This is a genomic window from Bradyrhizobium sp. BRP56 (genome assembly GCF_020194035.1).
Taxonomy (GTDB): Bacteria; Pseudomonadota; Alphaproteobacteria; order Rhizobiales; family Xanthobacteraceae; genus Bradyrhizobium; species Bradyrhizobium australafricanum.
The window spans coordinates 56,221-73,787 of record NZ_JADYVV010000035.1 but is presented as its reverse complement, the minus strand read 5'-3'; the positions used below and the strand labels follow the sequence as shown (position 1 = coordinate 73,787).

The 17,567-nt window shown below is 64.8% G+C and carries 13 protein-coding genes; 7 read left to right on the top strand and 6 right to left on the bottom strand.

Features of this window, described 5'->3' with window-relative positions; translation table 11 throughout:
- The first annotated feature begins 42 nt into the window (after positions 1–42).
- From I6F38_RS23975 to I6F38_RS23965, 3 genes are all read left to right on the top strand, one after another.
- Entirely contained in the window at positions 43–1,212 is a 1,170-nt protein-coding gene (locus I6F38_RS23975; protein ID WP_225162041.1) for an acyl-CoA dehydrogenase family protein, read from the top strand.
- Positions 1,212–1,868, top strand: coding sequence for a glutathione S-transferase family protein (locus I6F38_RS23970; RefSeq protein ID WP_225162040.1), 657 nt, complete (start codon positions 1,212–1,214; stop codon positions 1,866–1,868). The genes I6F38_RS23975 and I6F38_RS23970 overlap by 1 nt, the downstream gene beginning before the upstream one ends.
- Before the next feature lie 116 nt (positions 1,869–1,984).
- The gene (locus I6F38_RS23965; protein WP_225162039.1) at positions 1,985–2,815 is read left to right on the top strand and encodes a helix-turn-helix domain-containing protein; all 831 of its coding nucleotides are present in this window, start codon (positions 1,985–1,987) and stop codon (positions 2,813–2,815) included.
- A gap of 128 nt (positions 2,816–2,943) precedes the next feature.
- Here I6F38_RS23965 and I6F38_RS23960 read toward each other — a convergent pair whose 3' ends face one another.
- On the bottom strand, positions 2,944–4,167 hold the full coding sequence (locus tag I6F38_RS23960; RefSeq protein WP_225162038.1) for an ABC transporter substrate-binding protein: 1,224 nt from the start codon (positions 4,165–4,167) through the stop codon (positions 2,944–2,946).
- 215 nt (positions 4,168–4,382) lie between these two features.
- Here I6F38_RS23960 and I6F38_RS23955 point away from each other — a divergent pair, with 215 nt between their 5' ends.
- From I6F38_RS23955 to I6F38_RS23940, 4 genes are all read left to right on the top strand, one after another.
- Positions 4,383–5,249, top strand: a complete 867-nt coding sequence (locus tag I6F38_RS23955) for a 3-keto-5-aminohexanoate cleavage protein (protein ID WP_225162037.1) — start codon at positions 4,383–4,385, stop codon at positions 5,247–5,249.
- Between the two features lie 111 nt (positions 5,250–5,360).
- Positions 5,361–6,968 carry an AMP-binding protein gene (locus tag I6F38_RS23950; protein WP_225162036.1) on the top strand — a complete coding sequence of 536 codons (1,608 nt, stop codon included), beginning with the start codon at positions 5,361–5,363 and terminating at the stop codon, positions 6,966–6,968.
- Positions 6,968–8,584, top strand: a complete 1,617-nt coding sequence (locus I6F38_RS23945) for a carboxyl transferase domain-containing protein (protein WP_225162035.1) — start codon at positions 6,968–6,970, stop codon at positions 8,582–8,584. The genes I6F38_RS23950 and I6F38_RS23945 overlap by 1 nt, the downstream gene beginning before the upstream one ends.
- Positions 8,581–10,560, top strand: a complete 1,980-nt coding sequence (locus I6F38_RS23940; protein ID WP_225162034.1) for an acetyl-CoA carboxylase biotin carboxylase subunit — start codon at positions 8,581–8,583, stop codon at positions 10,558–10,560. Before I6F38_RS23945 ends, I6F38_RS23940 begins: the two co-directional genes overlap by 4 nt.
- A gap of 1,165 nt (positions 10,561–11,725) precedes the next feature.
- On the opposite strand, the gene I6F38_RS23930 is transcribed toward I6F38_RS23940, so the two are convergent.
- From I6F38_RS23930 to I6F38_RS23910, 5 genes are all read right to left on the bottom strand, one after another.
- The gene (locus I6F38_RS23930; RefSeq protein WP_225162033.1) at positions 11,726–12,718 is read right to left on the bottom strand and encodes a dipeptide ABC transporter ATP-binding protein; all 993 of its coding nucleotides are present in this window, start codon (positions 12,716–12,718) and stop codon (positions 11,726–11,728) included.
- Positions 12,715–13,728: an ABC transporter ATP-binding protein gene (locus tag I6F38_RS23925; RefSeq protein ID WP_225162032.1), complete on the bottom strand. Its 1,014-nt coding sequence runs from the start codon at positions 13,726–13,728 to the stop codon at positions 12,715–12,717. Before I6F38_RS23925 ends, I6F38_RS23930 begins: the two co-directional genes overlap by 4 nt.
- Positions 13,728–14,621, bottom strand: a complete 894-nt coding sequence (locus I6F38_RS23920) for an ABC transporter permease (RefSeq protein WP_225162031.1) — start codon at positions 14,619–14,621, stop codon at positions 13,728–13,730. Before I6F38_RS23920 ends, I6F38_RS23925 begins: the two co-directional genes overlap by 1 nt.
- 86 nt (positions 14,622–14,707) lie before the next feature.
- Positions 14,708–15,655 carry an ABC transporter permease gene (locus tag I6F38_RS23915; RefSeq protein WP_225162030.1) on the bottom strand — a complete coding sequence of 316 codons (948 nt, stop codon included), beginning with the start codon at positions 15,653–15,655 and terminating at the stop codon, positions 14,708–14,710.
- Between the two features lie 91 nt (positions 15,656–15,746).
- A complete protein-coding gene (locus tag I6F38_RS23910) occupies positions 15,747–17,342 on the bottom strand; it encodes an ABC transporter substrate-binding protein (RefSeq protein WP_225162029.1) in 1,596 nt (531 codons plus the stop codon).
- Positions 17,343–17,567 lie beyond the last annotated feature (225 nt).

Genomic DNA, 17,567 nt, shown 5'->3' with positions numbered 1-17,567 from the left:
TGCTTTGCATCGGCCCGGAATGACAAAGGATAGTTCGAGAACATGCTCTTCACCGCCGACCACGACGAACCGCGCCGCGCACTACAGAAGTTCATCGCGGCCGAGATCAACCCTCATGTCGACGAATGGGAGAAGGCCGACATCTTCCCGGCGCATGAGCTGTTCAAGAAGCTCGGCGATCTCGGCTTCCTCGGCCTCAACAAGCCGGTCGAGTTCGGCGGCCAGGGCCTGGATTATTCCTACGCGCTGATGATGGCCGAGGAGTTAGGGGCCATCACCTGCGGCGGCGTGCCGATGGCGATCGGGGTGCAGACCGACATGGCGACGCCGGCGCTGGCGCGGTTCGGCTCCGACGAGGTGCGGCGCGAATTTCTCAGCCCCGCGATTGCCGGCGACCAGGTGGCCTGCATCGGCGTCTCCGAGCCCGGCGCCGGCTCCGACGTCGCCTCGATCAAGACCAGTGCGCGCGCCGACGGCGAAGACTACGTCATCAATGGCGGCAAGATGTGGATCACCAACGGTACCCAGGCCGACTGGATCTGCCTGCTCGCCAACACCAGCGACGGCCCGGTCCATCGCAACAAGTCGCTGATCTGCGTGCCGATGAAGACCAAGGGCGTGCAGGTCGCGCGCAAGCTCGACAAGCTCGGCATGCGTTCGTCGGATACGGCACAGATCTTCTTCGACAATGTCCGGGTCCCCAAGCGCAACCGGATCGGCGAGGAGGGCCAGGGCTTCACCTACCAGATGATCCAGTTCCAGGAGGAGCGGCTGTGGGGTGCGGCCGCCTGCCTGAAGGCGCATGAATTCATCATCAACGAGACCATCGACTACACCCGGAGCCGCAAGGCGTTCGGCGGCTCGATCCTCGACAACCAGGTGGTGCACTTCAAGCTCGCGGAAATGCAGACCGAGGTCGAGCTGCTGCGCTCGCTGATCTATCGTGCCGGCGAGGCGCTGGTGGCCGGCGAGGACGTGACCCGGCTCGCGACCATGGCCAAGCTGAAGGCCGGCCGGCTCGGCCGCGAGCTCACCGACGCCTGCCTGCAATATTGGGGCGGCATGGGTTTCACCAACGAGACGCCGGTCAGCCGCGCCTATCGCGACAGCCGCCTGACCTCGATCGGCGGCGGCGCCGACGAGGTCATGCTCATGGTATTGTGCAAGATGATGGGCACGCTGCCTGGCCTGAAGCAAAAGGGAAACGCCTGATGATCACGCTCTATCACTGCGACGCCGCGCGCTCGTTCCGTCCGCTGTGGATGCTGGAGGAGCTCGGGCTGCCCTATGAGCTGAAGATGCTGCCGTTCCCGCCGCGCGTGTTCGCCAAGGAATATCTCGGCATCAATCCGCTCGGCACCATCCCGTTCATGATCGATGGCGAGACCAGGATGACGGAGTCCTCCGGCATCTGCCATTATCTCGGCACCAAATACGGCCCGACACTGCTGATCGTCGGCGTCGACGAGCCGGCCTATGGCGCATTCCTGAACTGGATGTATTTTTCCGACGCGACGCTGACCTTCCCGCAGACGCTGGTGCTCCGCTACAGCCAGCTTGAGCCGGAGGAGCGGCGCAACCCGCAGGTCTCGGGCGATTATGCAAAATGGTTCCTGGGCCGCCTGCGTGCGGTCGAGGCCGCCGCCGCGAAGTCGGAATTCCTCTGCGCGGAACGCTTCACCGCGGCCGACATCGCCAACGGTTATGCGCTCCGTCTCGCCAGCAATATCGGCCTCGCCAAGGATTTCGGGCCGAATGTCGCGGCCTATTGGGCGCGGCTGCAGCAGCGCGACGGTTACCAGCGCGCGGTGGCGGCGGAGCAAAAAGCCGGTCAGGAACAGAACGTTGCGCCACGGGCGCGGCCTTGATCTCGGAAGCGTCGATGTGTCCTGGAATTGATCCAGCACATCGGTGACAGGCCTCGAATTTGCGTTATGGTAGCTCCGCCGCAGCGGCCCAAAGAGCCGCGCGAGGAGGAACCGCCATGGACGCGATCGTGGACGCGAAGTGCCAGAGCTCCAGCCAGCAATCCGGTCACCGGATGCTGATCACGCCGGAACGGGTGTTCTATGCCGGGCTGCTCGGCCGCCCGCGCGAGCGCTGTCCCGGTGCATTCCATGTCTATGTCGCGATCCGCGACGGCTTGCATCTGTCGACCAGCGAAGGCCGCGAGTCGCATGGCGAGCTCGCGGTGACGATGCCGAACCTCCGCCACACCATCACCAGCGAATATCGCTCGGCGATCTGCGTCGCGATCGAGCCGGAAAGCGTGCCCGACGGCACGCTCGAAGCCGTCGCCCGCCGTCTGCAAGGATCGGACTCCCATCTGTTCGCCAATCGCATTCGCAACGCCTATGCGACGCTCGCCGAGATGCAGCATCGCGACGCGATCGCGAATGCCGAGTTCGACACCATGTGCTTCGGCGACGCGCTGCCGCAGCGCGTGCTCGATCCGCGTGTCGTGCGCGCGATCGGCCGCATCGGGCAATTCTCCGGCGAGCCGGTGACCGCGGCAGGCTGCGCTGCCGAGGCCGGGCTATCTCCCTCGCGCTTCCTGCATCTGTTCAAGGAGGAGACCGGGATCTCGTTCCGCTCTTTCCGCGCCTGGAAGCGCGCGCGGCATCTGCTGCACTTCGCCAACCAGGACATCAACCTCGCGCATCTCGCGCAGGATATCGGCTATCCCGACTCGACCCATTTCAGCCACTCGATCCGCCGCTTCTACGGCCTGAAGCCGCGCGCGATCTTCTCCGGCTCGCGGGATCTTGCGATCTACCGCACCGGGCAGGCCGCCAGCGAGCGCGCGCTGACTTAGATCGTCGTCCCGGCGAAGGCCGGGACCCATACCGCGTGATGCGGGATGGCAGAGATCTCGCGAAGCAATTGACGGCTGTGGTTATGGGTCCCGGCCTTCGCCGGGACGACACTTGGGTTGTTCTGCGTTCACAAATTCGCGCCCTGGATCACCTCGCCGAACCGCAGCCAGCCCGGACCTTCGATCCGTTGCAGCTGAAGCTGCTGCAGCGGGTGATGGTTGGTCGGGCTGGTGTTGACGCGGATGCCGGGCAACAGCGTCGGGACCTCGATGTCCTTCAGGTTGTTGGCCTGCGCCATGATGTTGTCACGGCTGAAATTGCCCTTGCATTGCTCGAGCACGATCTTCAGCACTTGCGCCACCGTGTAGGCGTAGAGGTTGTAGCCCTCCTTCGGATTGCCGTCGGGGAAGTACTTTTCCATGAAGGCGAGGAAGTTCTTCACGCCGGGATCATTGGCCCAGGCCGGGTCGGCGACGTCCTTGACATAGGCCGACGAGATCGTGCCCTGCGACTTGTCGAGACCGACAGGCGCGATGGTCGAGGAGATCGAGGCGGCGCCGCTGGCGATGAAGTGCATCGGCTTCCAGCCGAGCTCATAGATCTTGCGGATCGACTGCGCGCAGAACTTTGCCGTGGTGCCCGAGATCAGCACATCCGGGTTGGCGCCGCGCAGCGCAACAATCTGGGAATCGATCGTGGGATCCGTAACCTCGTGCGAGGCCACCACGGCCGCGGTCGCGAACCGCTCGCCGAGCACGTCCTTGGCGCCGGCGACGAAATCCTTGCCGAGGTCGTCGTTCTGGTAGAGCACCGCGAATTTCGCGTTCTTGTTCTGGCTCAGTGCATATTTGACGAACACCTGCGCTTCGGTCCGCGCGCTCGGCGCAAAGCCCATGGTCCAGGGATAAGTCTTGTAGTCGCCCCATTTGTCGCCATTCACCGACAGGAACAGGTGCGGCACCTTGGCGGCGTTGATGTATTTGACGACCGACGAGTTCGGCGCGGTGCCGAGCATGTTGAACAGAAAGGCGACATTGTCGCTCTCGATCAGGCGGCGCACCTGCTCGACCGTCTTCGCCGGATTGAACGCGTCGTCGTAGTAGATGTATTTGATCTGCCGGCCGGCGATGCCGCCCTGCTCGTTCAGCATCTTGAAATAGGCTTCCTGGCAGCGCGCCTGCACGCCGAGCGCGGATACCGGGCCGCTGAGCGAAGTGGTGCTGCCGATCCTGATCTCGGTCGCGGTGACGCCCGGCGTGTCCTCGGCAAGTGAAGCTCGGACGCCTGCGATCGCGGCAAGTCCCGCGCCTGCCGCGCCGGTGAGCCATCTGCGCCGGTTGATCGAGACCATGACGTTCTCCCCGTGATGCCGGCTTGTTGCGCCGCTTCTGCTTGGCAGCAAGGTTAGGCGCGACGCGGGCGTCGCGTCTTGTGTTAACCGGCTGGCGACGGATTGTGTCGTGAGCGCATCCACTTAGCCAGTCAACGCAAGATGGCGCGAAGGCAAAGTTCTCATCATGGCGAAATCAGCAGCGCATGTGCGCCGCAAAAGCGGACAAGAGACCCATGAGCGACAAGGCCGTCATCACCTGCGCGCTGAACGGCGTGCTTACCGACCCGAAGCAGCACAATGTTCCGGTGACGCCGGAACAGATGGCGCGCGCGGCCAAGGCCGCGTTCAACGCCGGCGCCAGCATCATGCACATCCATCTGCGGCAGCAGGAGCCGAACAAGGGCCACCTGCCGTCATGGGATGTCGGCGTCAGCAAGGAGATCCAGCAGGCGATACGCGAGGCCTGCCCCGGCGTGATCATCAACCACACCACCGGCACGTCCGGCCCGAACTACCAGGGCGCGCTCGATTGCGTGCGCGAGACCAGGCCCGAGATCGCCGCCTGCAATGCCGGCTCGCTGAATTATCTCAAGGTGAAGGCCGACAACACCTGGGCCTGGCCGCCGATGATGTTCGATAACGCCGTCGAGAAGGTGCAGGATTATCTCGACGTGATGAAGGTGGCCGGCACCATTCCCGAATTCGAGTGCTTCGATGTCGGCATCGTGCGCTGCGTCGGCATGTACCGGCAGACCGGGATGTATTCCGGTCCGCTCGAATACAATTTCGTCATGGGCGTCGCCTCGGGCATGCCGGCCGATCCGGAGCTGTTACCGATCCTGTTGAGGCTGAAGGCGCCGGAGGCGCATTGGCAGGTCACCGCGATTGGCCGTGCCGAGATCTGGCCGCTGCATCAGCGCGCCGCCGACCTCGGCGGCCACCTGCGCAGCGGGCTCGAGGATACGTTCTATCTCGGCGACGGCACCAAGGTGACGTCGAACGGGCAACTCGTCGAAGGGCTCGCCGCCTGCGCGCGCCGCGCCGGCCGCGAGATTGCGAGCCCGGCGGAAGCGCGGCAGATTTTCGGGGTGAGGCACTAGGCGCTGTCCCGTCATTGCGAGCGAAGCGAAGCAATCCATCTTGCCGCGTGGAAGGTATGGATTGCTTGGTCGCTTCGTTCTTCGCAATGACGGTTGAGAGGAGAACCAAGCATGCACAATCTCGCAGCAACCGGCGGCGTCACCGGGCCGGGCCGCATCGGGCGGGTCGCGATAGGCGATCTCCTGAAGCGCGCCGCGCGGCGATTTCCGGATCGTATCGCGCTGACCGACGGCGGCAGGCAGGTCACCTTCACCGAGCTCGAGCGCGACGCCAATCGCTTCGCCAATCATCTGGTGCAGCGCGGGCTGAAGCCGGGCGAGAAGATCTCGACCATCTGCAACAACTCCGTCGAATTCGTCAAAGCGCTGTTCGGCATTCACCGCGCCGGGCTGGTCTGGGTGCCCATCAACACCATGCTCGGACCGGCTGATATGGACTACATCCTCGGCCATGCCGAGGTGCGTTTCGCCATCATCGATGACGCCCTTCATGCCCAGGCCGATCGCCGCGCCGCGCTGGAAGCGCGCGGCATGGAGATGATCGCGATCGATCTGACCGGCAATGCCGGCAATGCCGGCAAGACCGGATTGCAGGAGTTCAACGGTCTGCTGGAGGGACAGTCGGATATCGAGCCTGACGTCGAGATCAACGACCGCGATCTCGCGATGATCATCTATACGTCAGGCACGACCTCACGGCCGAAGGGCGCGATGCACTGCCATCTTGCCGTTGTCATGGCGGTGTTGAGCAACTGTATCGAGATGAGGCTCTCGCGCGATGACGGGATCACCGGACAGTTTCCGCTGTTCCACTGCGCCGGCCACGTGCTGCTGCTCAGCTATCTCTCGGTCGGCGGCCGCATGGCGCTGATGCGCGGCTTCGATCCGGTCGCGTGCATGGAGGCGATCGTGCGCGATAAGCTCACCGTGTTCGTCGGCCTGTCCTTGATGTATCAGGCGATCCTCGACCATCCGCGCCGCCGCGACTACGACCTGTCGGGTCTGCGCTGCTGCATCTACACCATGGCGCCGATGGGCAAACCGCTGCTCGAGCGCGCCATCGCCGATCTCTGTCCGAACTTCGTGCTGTCCAGCGGCCAGACCGAGATGTATCCGGCGACGACGATGTCCCGCCCGGAGGTGCAGCTCGACCGCTACGGCAACTATTGGGGCGAATCGCTGATCGTCAACGAGACCGCGATCATGGACGACAACGGCAACCTGCTTCCGCGCGGCGAGATCGGCGAGCTGGTGCATCGCGGGCCCAACGTGATGATGGGCTACTACAAGGACTCCAAATCGACCGAGGAGGCGCGCAAGTTCGGTTGGCACCATACCGGCGATCTAGCCTTGATCGACGGCAATGGCGAGGTGCTGTTCCTTGACCGCAAGAAGGATATGATCAAGTCGGGCGGCGAGAACGTTGCCTCCGTCAAGATCGAGGAGACGTTGCTGGCGCACCCCGCCGTGCAGAACGCCGCCGTGGTCGGCCTGCCGCATCCGCAATGGGGCGAGGCGGTCTCCGCTTTCGTCAAGCTGAAGCCCGGCGCGGTGGCCGACGAGGCCGGCATCGAGGCGCATTGCAGAAAGCATCTCGGTGGCTTCCAGGTGCCGAAGCTGGTGCGTATCCTCGAGGAGATGCCGATGACCGCGACCGGCAAGCTGCGCAAGGTCGAGTTGCGGCAGCAATACAGTGGGCATTTTGTGGAGCGCGCCTAGTGGCCATCATCGAGAACACGATTTCCACCGGCAGCGCCGCCTTCCAGGGCAATCGCGACGGCATGCTGGCGCTGATCGCCCGGATGCGCGCCCTGGAGGAGCGGACGCGCGCAGCCTCCGCCGCGGCAAAGGACCGCTTCCACAAGCGCGGCCAGCTGTTGCCGCGCGAGCGCGTCGCGCTGGTGCTCGATCCCGGTTCGCCCTTCCTCGAACTGTCGACGCTCGCCGGCTACATGTTCGACGTGGCGGATGCGGACAAGAGTGTGTCCGGCGGCGGACTGGTCGCGGGCATCGGCTTCGTCTCCGGCATCCGCTGCATGGTCAGCGCCAATGATGCCGGCATCGACGCGGGCGCATTGCAGCCTTACGGCCTCGACAAGACGCTGCGGGTGCAGGAGCTCGCGCTGGAGAACAAGCTGCCCTATGTGCAGCTGGTCGAGAGCGCCGGCGCCAACCTGCTGCGCTACCGTGTCGAGGACTTCGTCCGTGGCGGCAACATCTTCCGCAACCTGGCGCGGCTGTCGGCGGCGGGGCTTCCCGTCGTCACCGTCACCCACGGCTCCTCGACCGCGGGCGGTGCCTACCAGACCGGTCTCTCCGACTACATCGTGATGGTGCGCGGCCGCACCCGCGCCTTCCTCGCCGGACCGCCTCTGCTCAAGGCCGCCACCGGCGAGATCGCGACCGAGGAGGAGCTCGGTGGCGCCGAGATGCACACCCAGGTCTCGGGCCTTGGCGATTATCTCGCCGAGGACGACCGCGACGCGCTGCGCATTGCGCGCGACATCATGGCCAAGTTGCCTTGGGATCGGCCGGCACCGGCGCCGGCCGCGTTCAAACCGCCGCGTTACGACGCGGAGGAACTGCTCGGCATCATGCCGATGGACCACAAGCGTCCCGTCGACATGCGCCAGGCAATCGCGCGCTTCATCGACGATTCCGACTTCACCGAGTTCGGCGCCAATTACGGTCCGGCGACGGTCTGCGGCCAAGCCCGCATCCAGGGCCAAGCGATCGGCATCATCACCAATAATGGCCCGCTCGACGTGCCCGGCGCCAACAAGGCGACGCACTTCATCCAGGCCTGCTGCCAGTCGCGCACGCCGATCCTCTACATGAACAACACCACCGGCTACATGGTGGGCAAGGCCTATGAAGAGGCCGGCATGATCAAGCACGGCTCCAAGATGATCCAGGCGGTGACCTCGGCGACGGTGCCGCAGATCACGCTGTATTGCGGCGCCTCGTTCGGCGCCGGCAATTACGGCATGTGCGGCCGCGGTTTCCACCCGCGCTTCTGCTTCTCCTGGCCCAACGCCAAGACCGCCGTGATGGGCGGCGAGCAGGCCGCTGAAACCATGGCGATCGTGACTGAGGCCGCCGCCGCGCGGCGTGGCAAGCCGATCGAGAAGGAGAAGCTGGACGCGATGAAGGCGCAGATCACCGGGGTGTTCGACAGCCAGATGGACGTGTTCTCGACCAGCGCCCGGGTGCTCGACGACGGCGTGATCGATCCGCGCGACACGCGGACGGTGCTGTCAGAGGTGCTTTCGATCTGCCGCGAGGCCGAGGCCCGCAGCCCGCAGCGCATGCAGTTCTCGGTGGCGCGGCCATGAGCGGGGCAATCGTGAAGCGGACGCCGTTCTTCAAGATCCTGATCGCCAATCGCGGCGAGATCGCGCTGCGCATCATGCGATCGGCACGTCGGCTCGGCCATGGCGTCGTCGCGGTCTATTCGGACGCCGACCGTGACGCGCTGCATGTGCGCGAGGCCGACCAGGCGGTGCGGATCGGCGAGGCGCTGCCGGCGCAATCCTATCTGAAGATCGACGCGATCATCGCCGCCGCCAAGGCGAGCGGCGCCGGCGCGGTGCATCCCGGCTATGGCTTCCTCGCCGAGAACGAGGATTTTGCGCGGGCCTGCCGCGATGCGGGTCTGGTGTTCATCGGTCCGTCGCCGGAAGCGATCCTTGCGATGGGCAACAAGGCCGGCGCCAAGGAGATCATGCAGAAGACCGGCGTGCCCTGCGTGCCCGGCTATCAGGGCGCCGACCAGAGCGATGCCGTGATGCTGGCGGAAGCGAGGGCCATTGGTTTTCCGGTCATGATCAAGGCGGTCGCCGGCGGCGGCGGCCGCGGCATGCGGCTGGTCACCGATGCGGCGGCATTTCCCGACGGGCTGCGCAGTGCGCGGTCGGAGGCGCAGGGCGCGTTCGGCGATCCGACCGTCATTCTGGAGCGCGCGATCGTCAATCCGCGCCACATCGAAATCCAGGTGTTCGGCGACCGCCATGGCAACGCCATCCATCTCGGCGAGCGCGATTGCTCGGTGCAGCGGCGGCACCAGAAGCTGGTCGAGGAGGCGCCGTCGCCGGCGGTGACGCCGGAGCTGCGCGCGCGGATGGGCGCGGTCGCGGTGCAGGCGGTCAAGGCGATCGGCTACGAGGGTGCGGGCACGCTGGAATTTTTGCTCGATCGCGCCGGAAATTTCTACTTCATGGAGATGAACACGCGGCTGCAGGTCGAGCATCCCGTCACCGAGGCGATCACCGGGCTCGATCTGGTCGAATTGCAGCTGCGCGTCGCCAGTGGTGCGCCGCTCGGCTTGACCCAGGAGGACATCAAGTTCTCCGGCCATGCCATCGAGGTCCGGCTTTGCTCGGAGGATGCCGCGCACGAATTCATGCCGCAATCCGGCACGATGGCGCGGTGGCAGATGCCCGACGGTATCCGCGTCGAGCACGCGCTGCAGTCCGGCTCGGAGATTCCGCCGTTCTATGATTCGATGATCGCCAAGGTTATCAGCCATGGCACGACCCGCGAGGAGGCGCGCGGCAAGCTGATCTGTGCCCTGGAGCAGGTCACGGCCTTCGGCGTCACCACCAACCAGGGCTTCCTGATCGACTGCCTGCGCCACCCTGTCTTTGCTAGAGGCGAGGCGACCACGGCCTTCATCGGCGACAACCGCGATGCGCTGCTGGCGCCGCGGCCCGATCGCGGCAGCGATCTCGCGCTTGCGGCGCTGCTGCTCTACGTTACCAATCCGCACGCCCCGCCATGGCAGCGCGGCCGGTCGCTCGCAGCGACATTCCCGCTCGGCCTGCGGATCGATCTCGGCCACGGCGTGCAGGAGATCGAGGTTGTCCGCGAGCGCGACGGCAGCTACATCGCGACCCGCAACGGCGATCGCTTCAGCTTCGTGATCGACGAGCTCAGCCAGGACAGCATCCGCTTCCACCACGATGGGGTGATGGAGCATGCCCAATTCCTGCGCGATGGCGACCGGCTCTATATCCTGCATCGCGGCGTCACGCTGTCGGTGCGCGATCTCACCCTCGCGCCGCCGGAGAGCGCGACGGCGGCCGGCGGTGACGGCAAGGTCCGCGCCGCCATGAACGGCCGGGTCGTCGCGGTGCTGGTGAAGCCGGGCGACAAGGTCGCGGCCGGCCAGCCGGTGATGACGCTGGAGGCGATGAAGATGGAGCACGTCCACACTGCCGGCGTCGCGGGCACGGTATCGTCGATCGATGTCGCCGAGGGCGAGCAGGTGACGACGGGGAAGATCGTGGTGGAGATCGAGGCCGCCGCATAACCGCCGTCGTCCCGGGCAAGCCGAGCGCGACCCGGGACCTATAACCACAGGACGTGGTGATTCAAAAAAGCTGGGGGCCACAGCGCGGCGCAACAGCGAACGTTTGTGGTTATGGGTCCCTGCTTTCGTGTTCGGTCCCGTGTGATTGGCGAGGGCCTGGATTGGCGCCAGGTAGCCGAGGCATTTGAGGCGAGTCCGGTTGTAGTCGTGGACGAACCTGGCGATGAAGGCGTCGCGGTCGGCGTGGTTGACAAAGGTACGGCGCGCGCTGCCCCGTTTGTGTTCGCGGCCGATGGCTTCAGCGATGCGCCGGTTGAAGCGTTCGACGAGGCCGTTGGTTTGCGGGTGGTAGGGCTTGGTCAGGCGATGCTGGATGCCGCGCTGCTTGCAGAGCCGATCAAAGGGGTGGTCGCCGGAAGGCTTCCCGACCGGTTTGTTCTTCTTGTCGACGGCGAAGCGTTCGGTGAACTCGGCTCCGTTGTCGGTCAGGATGGTGTGAACACCGTGCGGAAAGTCGGCCAGGAAGCGCTCGAGGAAGCCGGTCGCGGTCGTTCCGTCTCGCCTGGAATGGATCTCGACGAAGACGTATCGGGTGGCGCGATCGATCGCGACAAAGGCATAACTGGTGCGGCGTTGCAGCGCGGGCAGATACTTCACGTCGATATGAATGAAGCCGATGCTGGCGCTTTCGAAGACGCCGGCCCTGGGCTTGTCAGGCTTGGCAAGCCGGCTGATGCCGTTGCGCTGCAGGCAGCGGTGGATCGCGCTGCGGGACAGCTTGGCATTGATGCACCGCTGCATCACCTCGACGATATCGTCCAGCGGCAGCTGCAGCGATGTCCGCAGCTCACACACCGCCCGTTCCTCAAGGGCGGACAGGCCGGTCGTGAGGTGCTTCGGCCGATGCGAGCGATCCTCGACCGTGCTGCGACCGCGCCAGCGATAGATTGTGGTCTCGCTGACCCCCAACTCGGCCGCCAATTGGGCGACCGACTTCCTGCTGCGCTGGATGTAGGCACGCGTCTTCGGTGTCGTCGTGGCGTTCGCATGCAGGCTCAGTTCCATGACGCGAAGCGCTCCATGATAAAAGCCACGCCTCGTTCTACACCGATTCCATCCAACCAATCAGCAGGGACCAAACACTTTCGCAGGGACGACAGCGGAGTCATTCCTCGCGCCCCGTCCCGTCATTCAGCCAGCAGGCGACCCGATGCGCCGGGCCGGCCGCCTGCAGCGCCGGGCGTTCGGTCTTGCAGCGATCCATCGCGTAGCGGCAGCGGGTGTGGAAGGCGCAGCCTGAAGGTGGATTGATCGGGCTCGGGACATCGCCGTCGATCAGGGGGGCGGTGCGTTTGGCCTTCGGGTCGGCGATCGGCACCGAGGCGAGCAGCGCCTGGGTGTAGGGATGGCGCGGATTGGCGAACAGCTCGTGCTTGTCGGCGATCTCGACGATGCGGCCGAGATACATCACCGCGACGCGGTGGCTGATATGGGCGACAACAGCGAGATCGTGCGCGATGAACAGATAGGAGAAGTTCTGCTGGCGCTGCAGGTCGATCAGAAGATTGATCACCTGCGCCTGGATCGAGACGTCGAGCGCCGAGACCGGCTCGTCGCAGACGATCAGCCGCGGCCCGAGCGACAGCGCACGCGCGATGCAGATGCGCTGGCGCTGGCCGCCGGAGAACTGGTGCGGGAAATTCTTCATCTGGTCGGGCCGCAAACCGACCTGCTGGAACAGTTCCGCGACGCGCTCCTGCTTCTTCGCGCCGGTCGCGAGGCCATGTACAATGAGGGGCTCGCCGACGATGTCGCCGGCCGTCATGCGCGGGTTGAGCGAGGCGAACGGATCCTGGAACACGATCTGCATCGAGCGCCGGTATGGCCGCAGCGCGGTCTTGCTGAGCGGCGCGATGTCCTCGCCATCCAGCTTGATGGCGCCGCTGGTCGGCTCGACCAGCCGCAGCACGGTGCGCGCCACCGTTGACTTGCCGCAGCCGGATTCGCCGACCAGCCCGAGCGTCTCGCCGGCGCCAAGCGCGAAGCTGACGCCGTCGACCGCATGCACGGTGCCGACCTGCCGGCGCAGCACACCGCCGCGCACCGCGTAGTGCTTGACGAGGTCGGTCACCTCGAGGAGCGGGCGCTGTTCGGTCATGACGCCTCCGCAATCTCGCCGGCGCGCCAGCACGCGGCCCAGTGATTGCTCTTGATCTCGTCGAGCGGCGGATATTCCTGACGGCAGCGGTCGACCGCCAGCTTGCAGCGCGGCGCGAAGGCGCAGCCGGGCGGCAGCTTGGTCAGCGACGGCACCATGCCGGGGATTTCGGTCAGCCGCGCATCGGTCTTCGCGCCGAGCGCGATCACCGCCGGCATCGAGGCCATCAGTCCGCGGGTGTAGGGGTGCAGCGGCGTCTCGAACAAAGCTTCGACCGTCGCCTCCTCGACCTTCTTGCCGGCGTACATCACGATCACGCGCTGCGCCGTTTGCGCGACGACGCCGAGGTCGTGGGTGATCAGGATCAGCCCGGTGCCGAGCCGCCTTTGCAGATCGACGATCAGCGCCAGGATCTGCGCCTGGATGGTGACGTCGAGCGCCGTGGTCGGCTCGTCCGCGATCAGGAGCGCCGGCCGGCACGCCAGTGCCATCGCAATCATGGCGCGCTGGCGCATGCCGCCGGACAGCTGATGCGGATATTCCTGCGCGCGGCGCTCCGGTTCCGGAATGCGCACCAGCCGCAGCATGTCGACCGCCTGCTTCCAGGCCTCCTTGCTGCTGACCTTCTGGTGCAGCCGCACCGCCTCGATGATCTGGTCGCCGATCCGCATCACCGGATTGAGCGAGGTCATCGGCTCCTGGAAGATCATCGAGATGCGGTTGCCCCTGATGTCGCGCATCGCGGCATCGTCGAGCTTCAGCAGATCGGTGCCCTCGAGCGTCACCGAGCCGCCTACGATGCGGCCGGGCGGATCGGGCACCAGCCGCATGATCGACAGCGCGCTGACGCTCTTGCCGCAGCCGGACTCGCCGACGATCGCCAGCGTCTCGCCGCGACGGACCGAGAACGAGACGTCGTCGACCGCGCGGAACAGGCCGGAGTTGGTGAAGAACACCGTTTGCAGGTTCTTCACGTCGAGAATCGTATCGAGCGTCTTGGCCTCGCTCATCAGCCGCGCTGCCTCGGATCGAGAATGTCGCGCAACGCGTCGCCGAACAGATTGGTGCCGAACACCGCAAGGCTGATCGCAATGCCGGGGAAGATCACCAGCCATGGCGCGGTGCGGACATATTCGGCGGCGGATTCGGACAGCATGCGACCCCAGGACGGATAAGGCTCGGGGATGCCGAGGCCAAGGAACGACAGCGACGCTTCGGTAAGGATGGTTGAGCCGAGTTGCGCGGTGGCGAGCACGATCAGCGGCGCGATGGTGTTGGGCAGCACGTGGCGCAGCGCGATCCGCATCTCGCTCATGCCGATCGATTTGGCGGCCTCGACGAACGGCTGCTCGCGCAGCGCCAGCGTGTTGGCGCGGATCACGCGCGCGACCGTCGGGATCAGGGGAATCGCGATCGCCAGGATCACGTTCGGCAGCGAGGGACCGAGCGCCGCGGTCATGACGAGTGCGAGCACCAAGAGCGGCAGCGACTGCAGGATGTCGGTCACCCGCTGGAACACGAGGTCGACCCAGCCGGAGAGATAGCCAGAGGCGAGGCCGACGATCACGCCGAGCGTGGCGCCGAGCGTCGTCGAGCCGATGCCGACCGCAAGCGAGATCCGCGCACCATGGATGATGCGGCTCCAGACATCGCGGCCGAAGGAGTCGGTGCCGAACCAGTGCAGTGCGGACGGCGCCGCCAGCCGGTGCGCGGAATCGACGCTGAGCGGATCGTACCGGCTGATGACGTTCGCGAAGATCGCGGTCAGCACGAACAGCAGCATGATGACGAGGCCGACCGTGCCGAGCACATGGCGCTGCGCGAGGAACGCAAACCGTCCCCAGTCACCGGTGGCGTTGGCCCCGGCACGTCGCAATTCGCTGTCGAAATTGATCGTTGCCACGTGGCCTCTTTAGTCGAGCATGATCTCAGCGCAAACGCTTTGCGTTTGTCGCAGGGAAAACCGGTTCTCACTTTTCCGGATCATGCTCAGTCTCCAAACCGGATACGTGGATCGATCGCCGCGTAGAGCATGTCGACGATGAAATTCACGACGACCACCGCGACGGCGATGAACATCACGAGGTTCTGCACGATCGGGTAATCGCGCCAGCGCAGCGCCTCGACCAGGAAGCGGGCGATACCGGGGATGTTGAACACGGTCTCGGTGACGATAAGCCCGCCGATCAGGAACGCGGCCTCGATGCCGATCACGGTGATGACCGGCAGCACCGCGTTCTTCAGCGCGTGGTGATAGTTCACGGAGGCCTCGGAGGCGCCCTTGGCGCGCGCGGTGCGGATATAGTCCTGGCGCAGGATCTCCAGCATCGAGGAGCGGGTGATGCGCATGGTGAGCGCCGCGCTGCGGAAGCCGACCGCCATCGCCGGCACCGCATAGATGGTCAGCGCCTCGAGCCAGGTTTTCGGGTTCGGATTGAAGATCGGCATGGTGCCGAACAGCGAGACCGAGGCCATCAAGATCAAGAGGCCGAGCCAGAAAGACGGCAGCGACAGGCCGCTGAGGCTGACGACGCGCAGCGCATAATCGAGCCGTGAGCCCTGGTGGACGGCGCTGATGACACCGAGCGGAATGCCGATCGAGGCGGAGAACAGCAGCGCCAGCCCCGCCAGCCGCGCGGTGATCGGAATCCGCGGCAGGATTTCCTCCAGCGCCGGCTTCTCCGAGACGTAGGAATAGCCGAGATCGCCGTGCAGCAGGCCGCCGATCCAGTGCAGATACTGGATCACGATCGGTTGGCTGAGGCCCAGCTCGCGCTCGAGATTGGCCTTGTCGGCGGGGTCGACGAAGCCCGCGGCGTCGAACAGGATATCGACGATGTTGCCGGGAACGACGCGCAGCAGCACGAAGATGATGACCGAGATCCCGAACAGGGTCACGAGCATCAGGAACAGCCGCCGCACGATATAGGCAAACACCCTGGCTCTCTCCTTGATCCCGCCTGTGTCTTGTCTTCCGACGCGCTTTCTTTGCGCGAATCGGTATCCACTTCGCCCGAAAACGCTAGGCCTACTTGTCCAGCCAGACGTCTTCGTAACGATAGCCGTTATAGGAGCTGTTGGACATGATCGTGACATTCTTCACGTAAGGCTGCCAGCAGGTGCCGGTGCGGGCATGGAAGATGATCGGACGCGCGACGTCTTCCTGCAGCTTCTTGTCGATCTCCCAGACCAGCTTCTTGCGCTTGTCGACGTTGGTCTCTTCCGACTGCTGGTCGAACAGCTTCTCGATCTCCTTGTTGCAATAGTTGGTGTAGTTCCGCTCCGAGCCGCAGGCGTAGTTCTCGTAGAACGACTGGTCGGGCTCGTCGACGGCATTGCCGGTGAGGTTGAGACCGAGCGAATAGTCCTTGCGGGCGATCTTCGGGAACCATTGCGCGGTGTCGACGACGTCGAGCTCGGCGTCGATGTAGATGCTCTTGATCTGGTCGATCAGGATGATCGCGGGATCGCGATAGACCGCGATGTTGCGGGTCGAGACCTTGATCTGCAGGTGCTTGTCCGGGCCATAGCCCGCCTTCTGCATCAGCTTGCGGGCTTCCTCGCGGTTCTTCTCGATGTCGGGACCGTAGCCGGGGATCTGCTCCAGCATCTCCTTCGGCATCGCCCACAGCCCGTCCGGCGCCGGCTCCATGGTACCGCCGATGTCGCCCTGGCCTTCGAACATGATCTGGATGAACGCCTTGCGGTCGAGCGCCAGCGCCAGCGCGCGGCGGATGTCGAGATTGTCGAACGGCGGCGCGGTCGAATTGATGATGATGTTGGTGGAGACGTTGTTCGGTTCCACCACGCAGACCGCATTGGGCGCCTGCGACTTGACGTCCTTGAGCAGCGGGATCGAGACCTCGGTCGGGAACGTCATGTCGAACTTGCCGGAGACGAAGCCGAGGATCGCGGTCGAGCGGTTCGGGATGATGGTGAACTCGATACCGTCAAGATAAGGCAGGCCCTTCTTGAAGTAATCCGGGTTCTTGGTGAGCTTGATCGATTCGTTGGCCTTGAACTCGACGAACTTGAACGGGCCGGTGCCGACCGGCTTGGTGCGCATCTCGGCCGGCGACACATGGCAGGGATAGACCGGCGAGTAGCCCGAGGCGAGCAGCGACAGCAGCGCCGGCTGCGGCCGCTTCAGCTTGAACGACGCCTCATAGTCGCCGTTGGTCGCGACCTCTTCGACTTGCTCGTACCAGGACTTGCGCGGGTTCTGCCGGAACTTCTGCTGCGACTTGCCCATCAGCATGTCGAAGGTGCATTTGACGTCGGCGGCGGTGAACGGCTTGCCGTCGTGCCATTTCACGTCCTTGCGCAGCTTGAAGGTCAGCGTCTTGTTGTCGCCGCTCCAGGCCCAGCTTTCCGCAAGCTCGGGCCGGATCGTGCTGGTGCTGTTCTGGGCGATGTGCTGATCGAAGATGACGAGATTGTTGAAGATCGGCATGAACGGAACGTTCAGCGAATAGGTCGCGCCCTCGTGGATCGAGGCGCTGCCGGGGCTGTCGCGGTGATAGATCCTGAAGATACCGCCCGGTTTCGGCTCGGCTGCGCGTGAAATGTCGCTGATGATCAGCACAGACAACACCGCGACGGCCAGCGCTTGCACGCTCCGCATGGTCCCCTCCCACATTTCGGTCTCAATGGCCGATTGGCATCGACGATACCACGGTGAGGCTGTCGGGCAACCAGCGAGGATCGCGCGGGGATTGGCAATTCGGATGACCCCACAACATTAAAATTTCCACGGATCGGGAATAATGGCTGTGATTGCGGGGAACCTGGGTTGTTTTGCTATGCAGCGGCGAATCTCCGTTTGAATTCGGTTGCCGACGCCGATGTA

Coding starts and splice junctions, on each gene's coding strand:
- I6F38_RS23910 (WP_225162029.1), bottom strand. CDS start 17,342: ATGCGGAGCGTGCAAGCGCTGGCCGTCGCGGTGTTGTCTGTGCTGATC.
- I6F38_RS23940 (WP_225162034.1), top strand. CDS start 8,581: ATGAGCGGGGCAATCGTGAAGCGGACGCCGTTCTTCAAGATCCTGATC.
- I6F38_RS23930 (WP_225162033.1), bottom strand. CDS start 12,718: ATGACCGAACAGCGCCCGCTCCTCGAGGTGACCGACCTCGTCAAGCAC.
- I6F38_RS23975 (WP_225162041.1), top strand. CDS start 43: ATGCTCTTCACCGCCGACCACGACGAACCGCGCCGCGCACTACAGAAG.
- I6F38_RS23960 (WP_225162038.1), bottom strand. CDS start 4,167: ATGGTCTCGATCAACCGGCGCAGATGGCTCACCGGCGCGGCAGGCGCG.
- I6F38_RS23970 (WP_225162040.1), top strand. CDS start 1,212: ATGATCACGCTCTATCACTGCGACGCCGCGCGCTCGTTCCGTCCGCTG.
- I6F38_RS23925 (WP_225162032.1), bottom strand. CDS start 13,728: ATGAGCGAGGCCAAGACGCTCGATACGATTCTCGACGTGAAGAACCTG.
- I6F38_RS23950 (WP_225162036.1), top strand. CDS start 5,361: ATGCACAATCTCGCAGCAACCGGCGGCGTCACCGGGCCGGGCCGCATC.
- I6F38_RS23955 (WP_225162037.1), top strand. CDS start 4,383: ATGAGCGACAAGGCCGTCATCACCTGCGCGCTGAACGGCGTGCTTACC.
- I6F38_RS23965 (WP_225162039.1), top strand. CDS start 1,985: ATGGACGCGATCGTGGACGCGAAGTGCCAGAGCTCCAGCCAGCAATCC.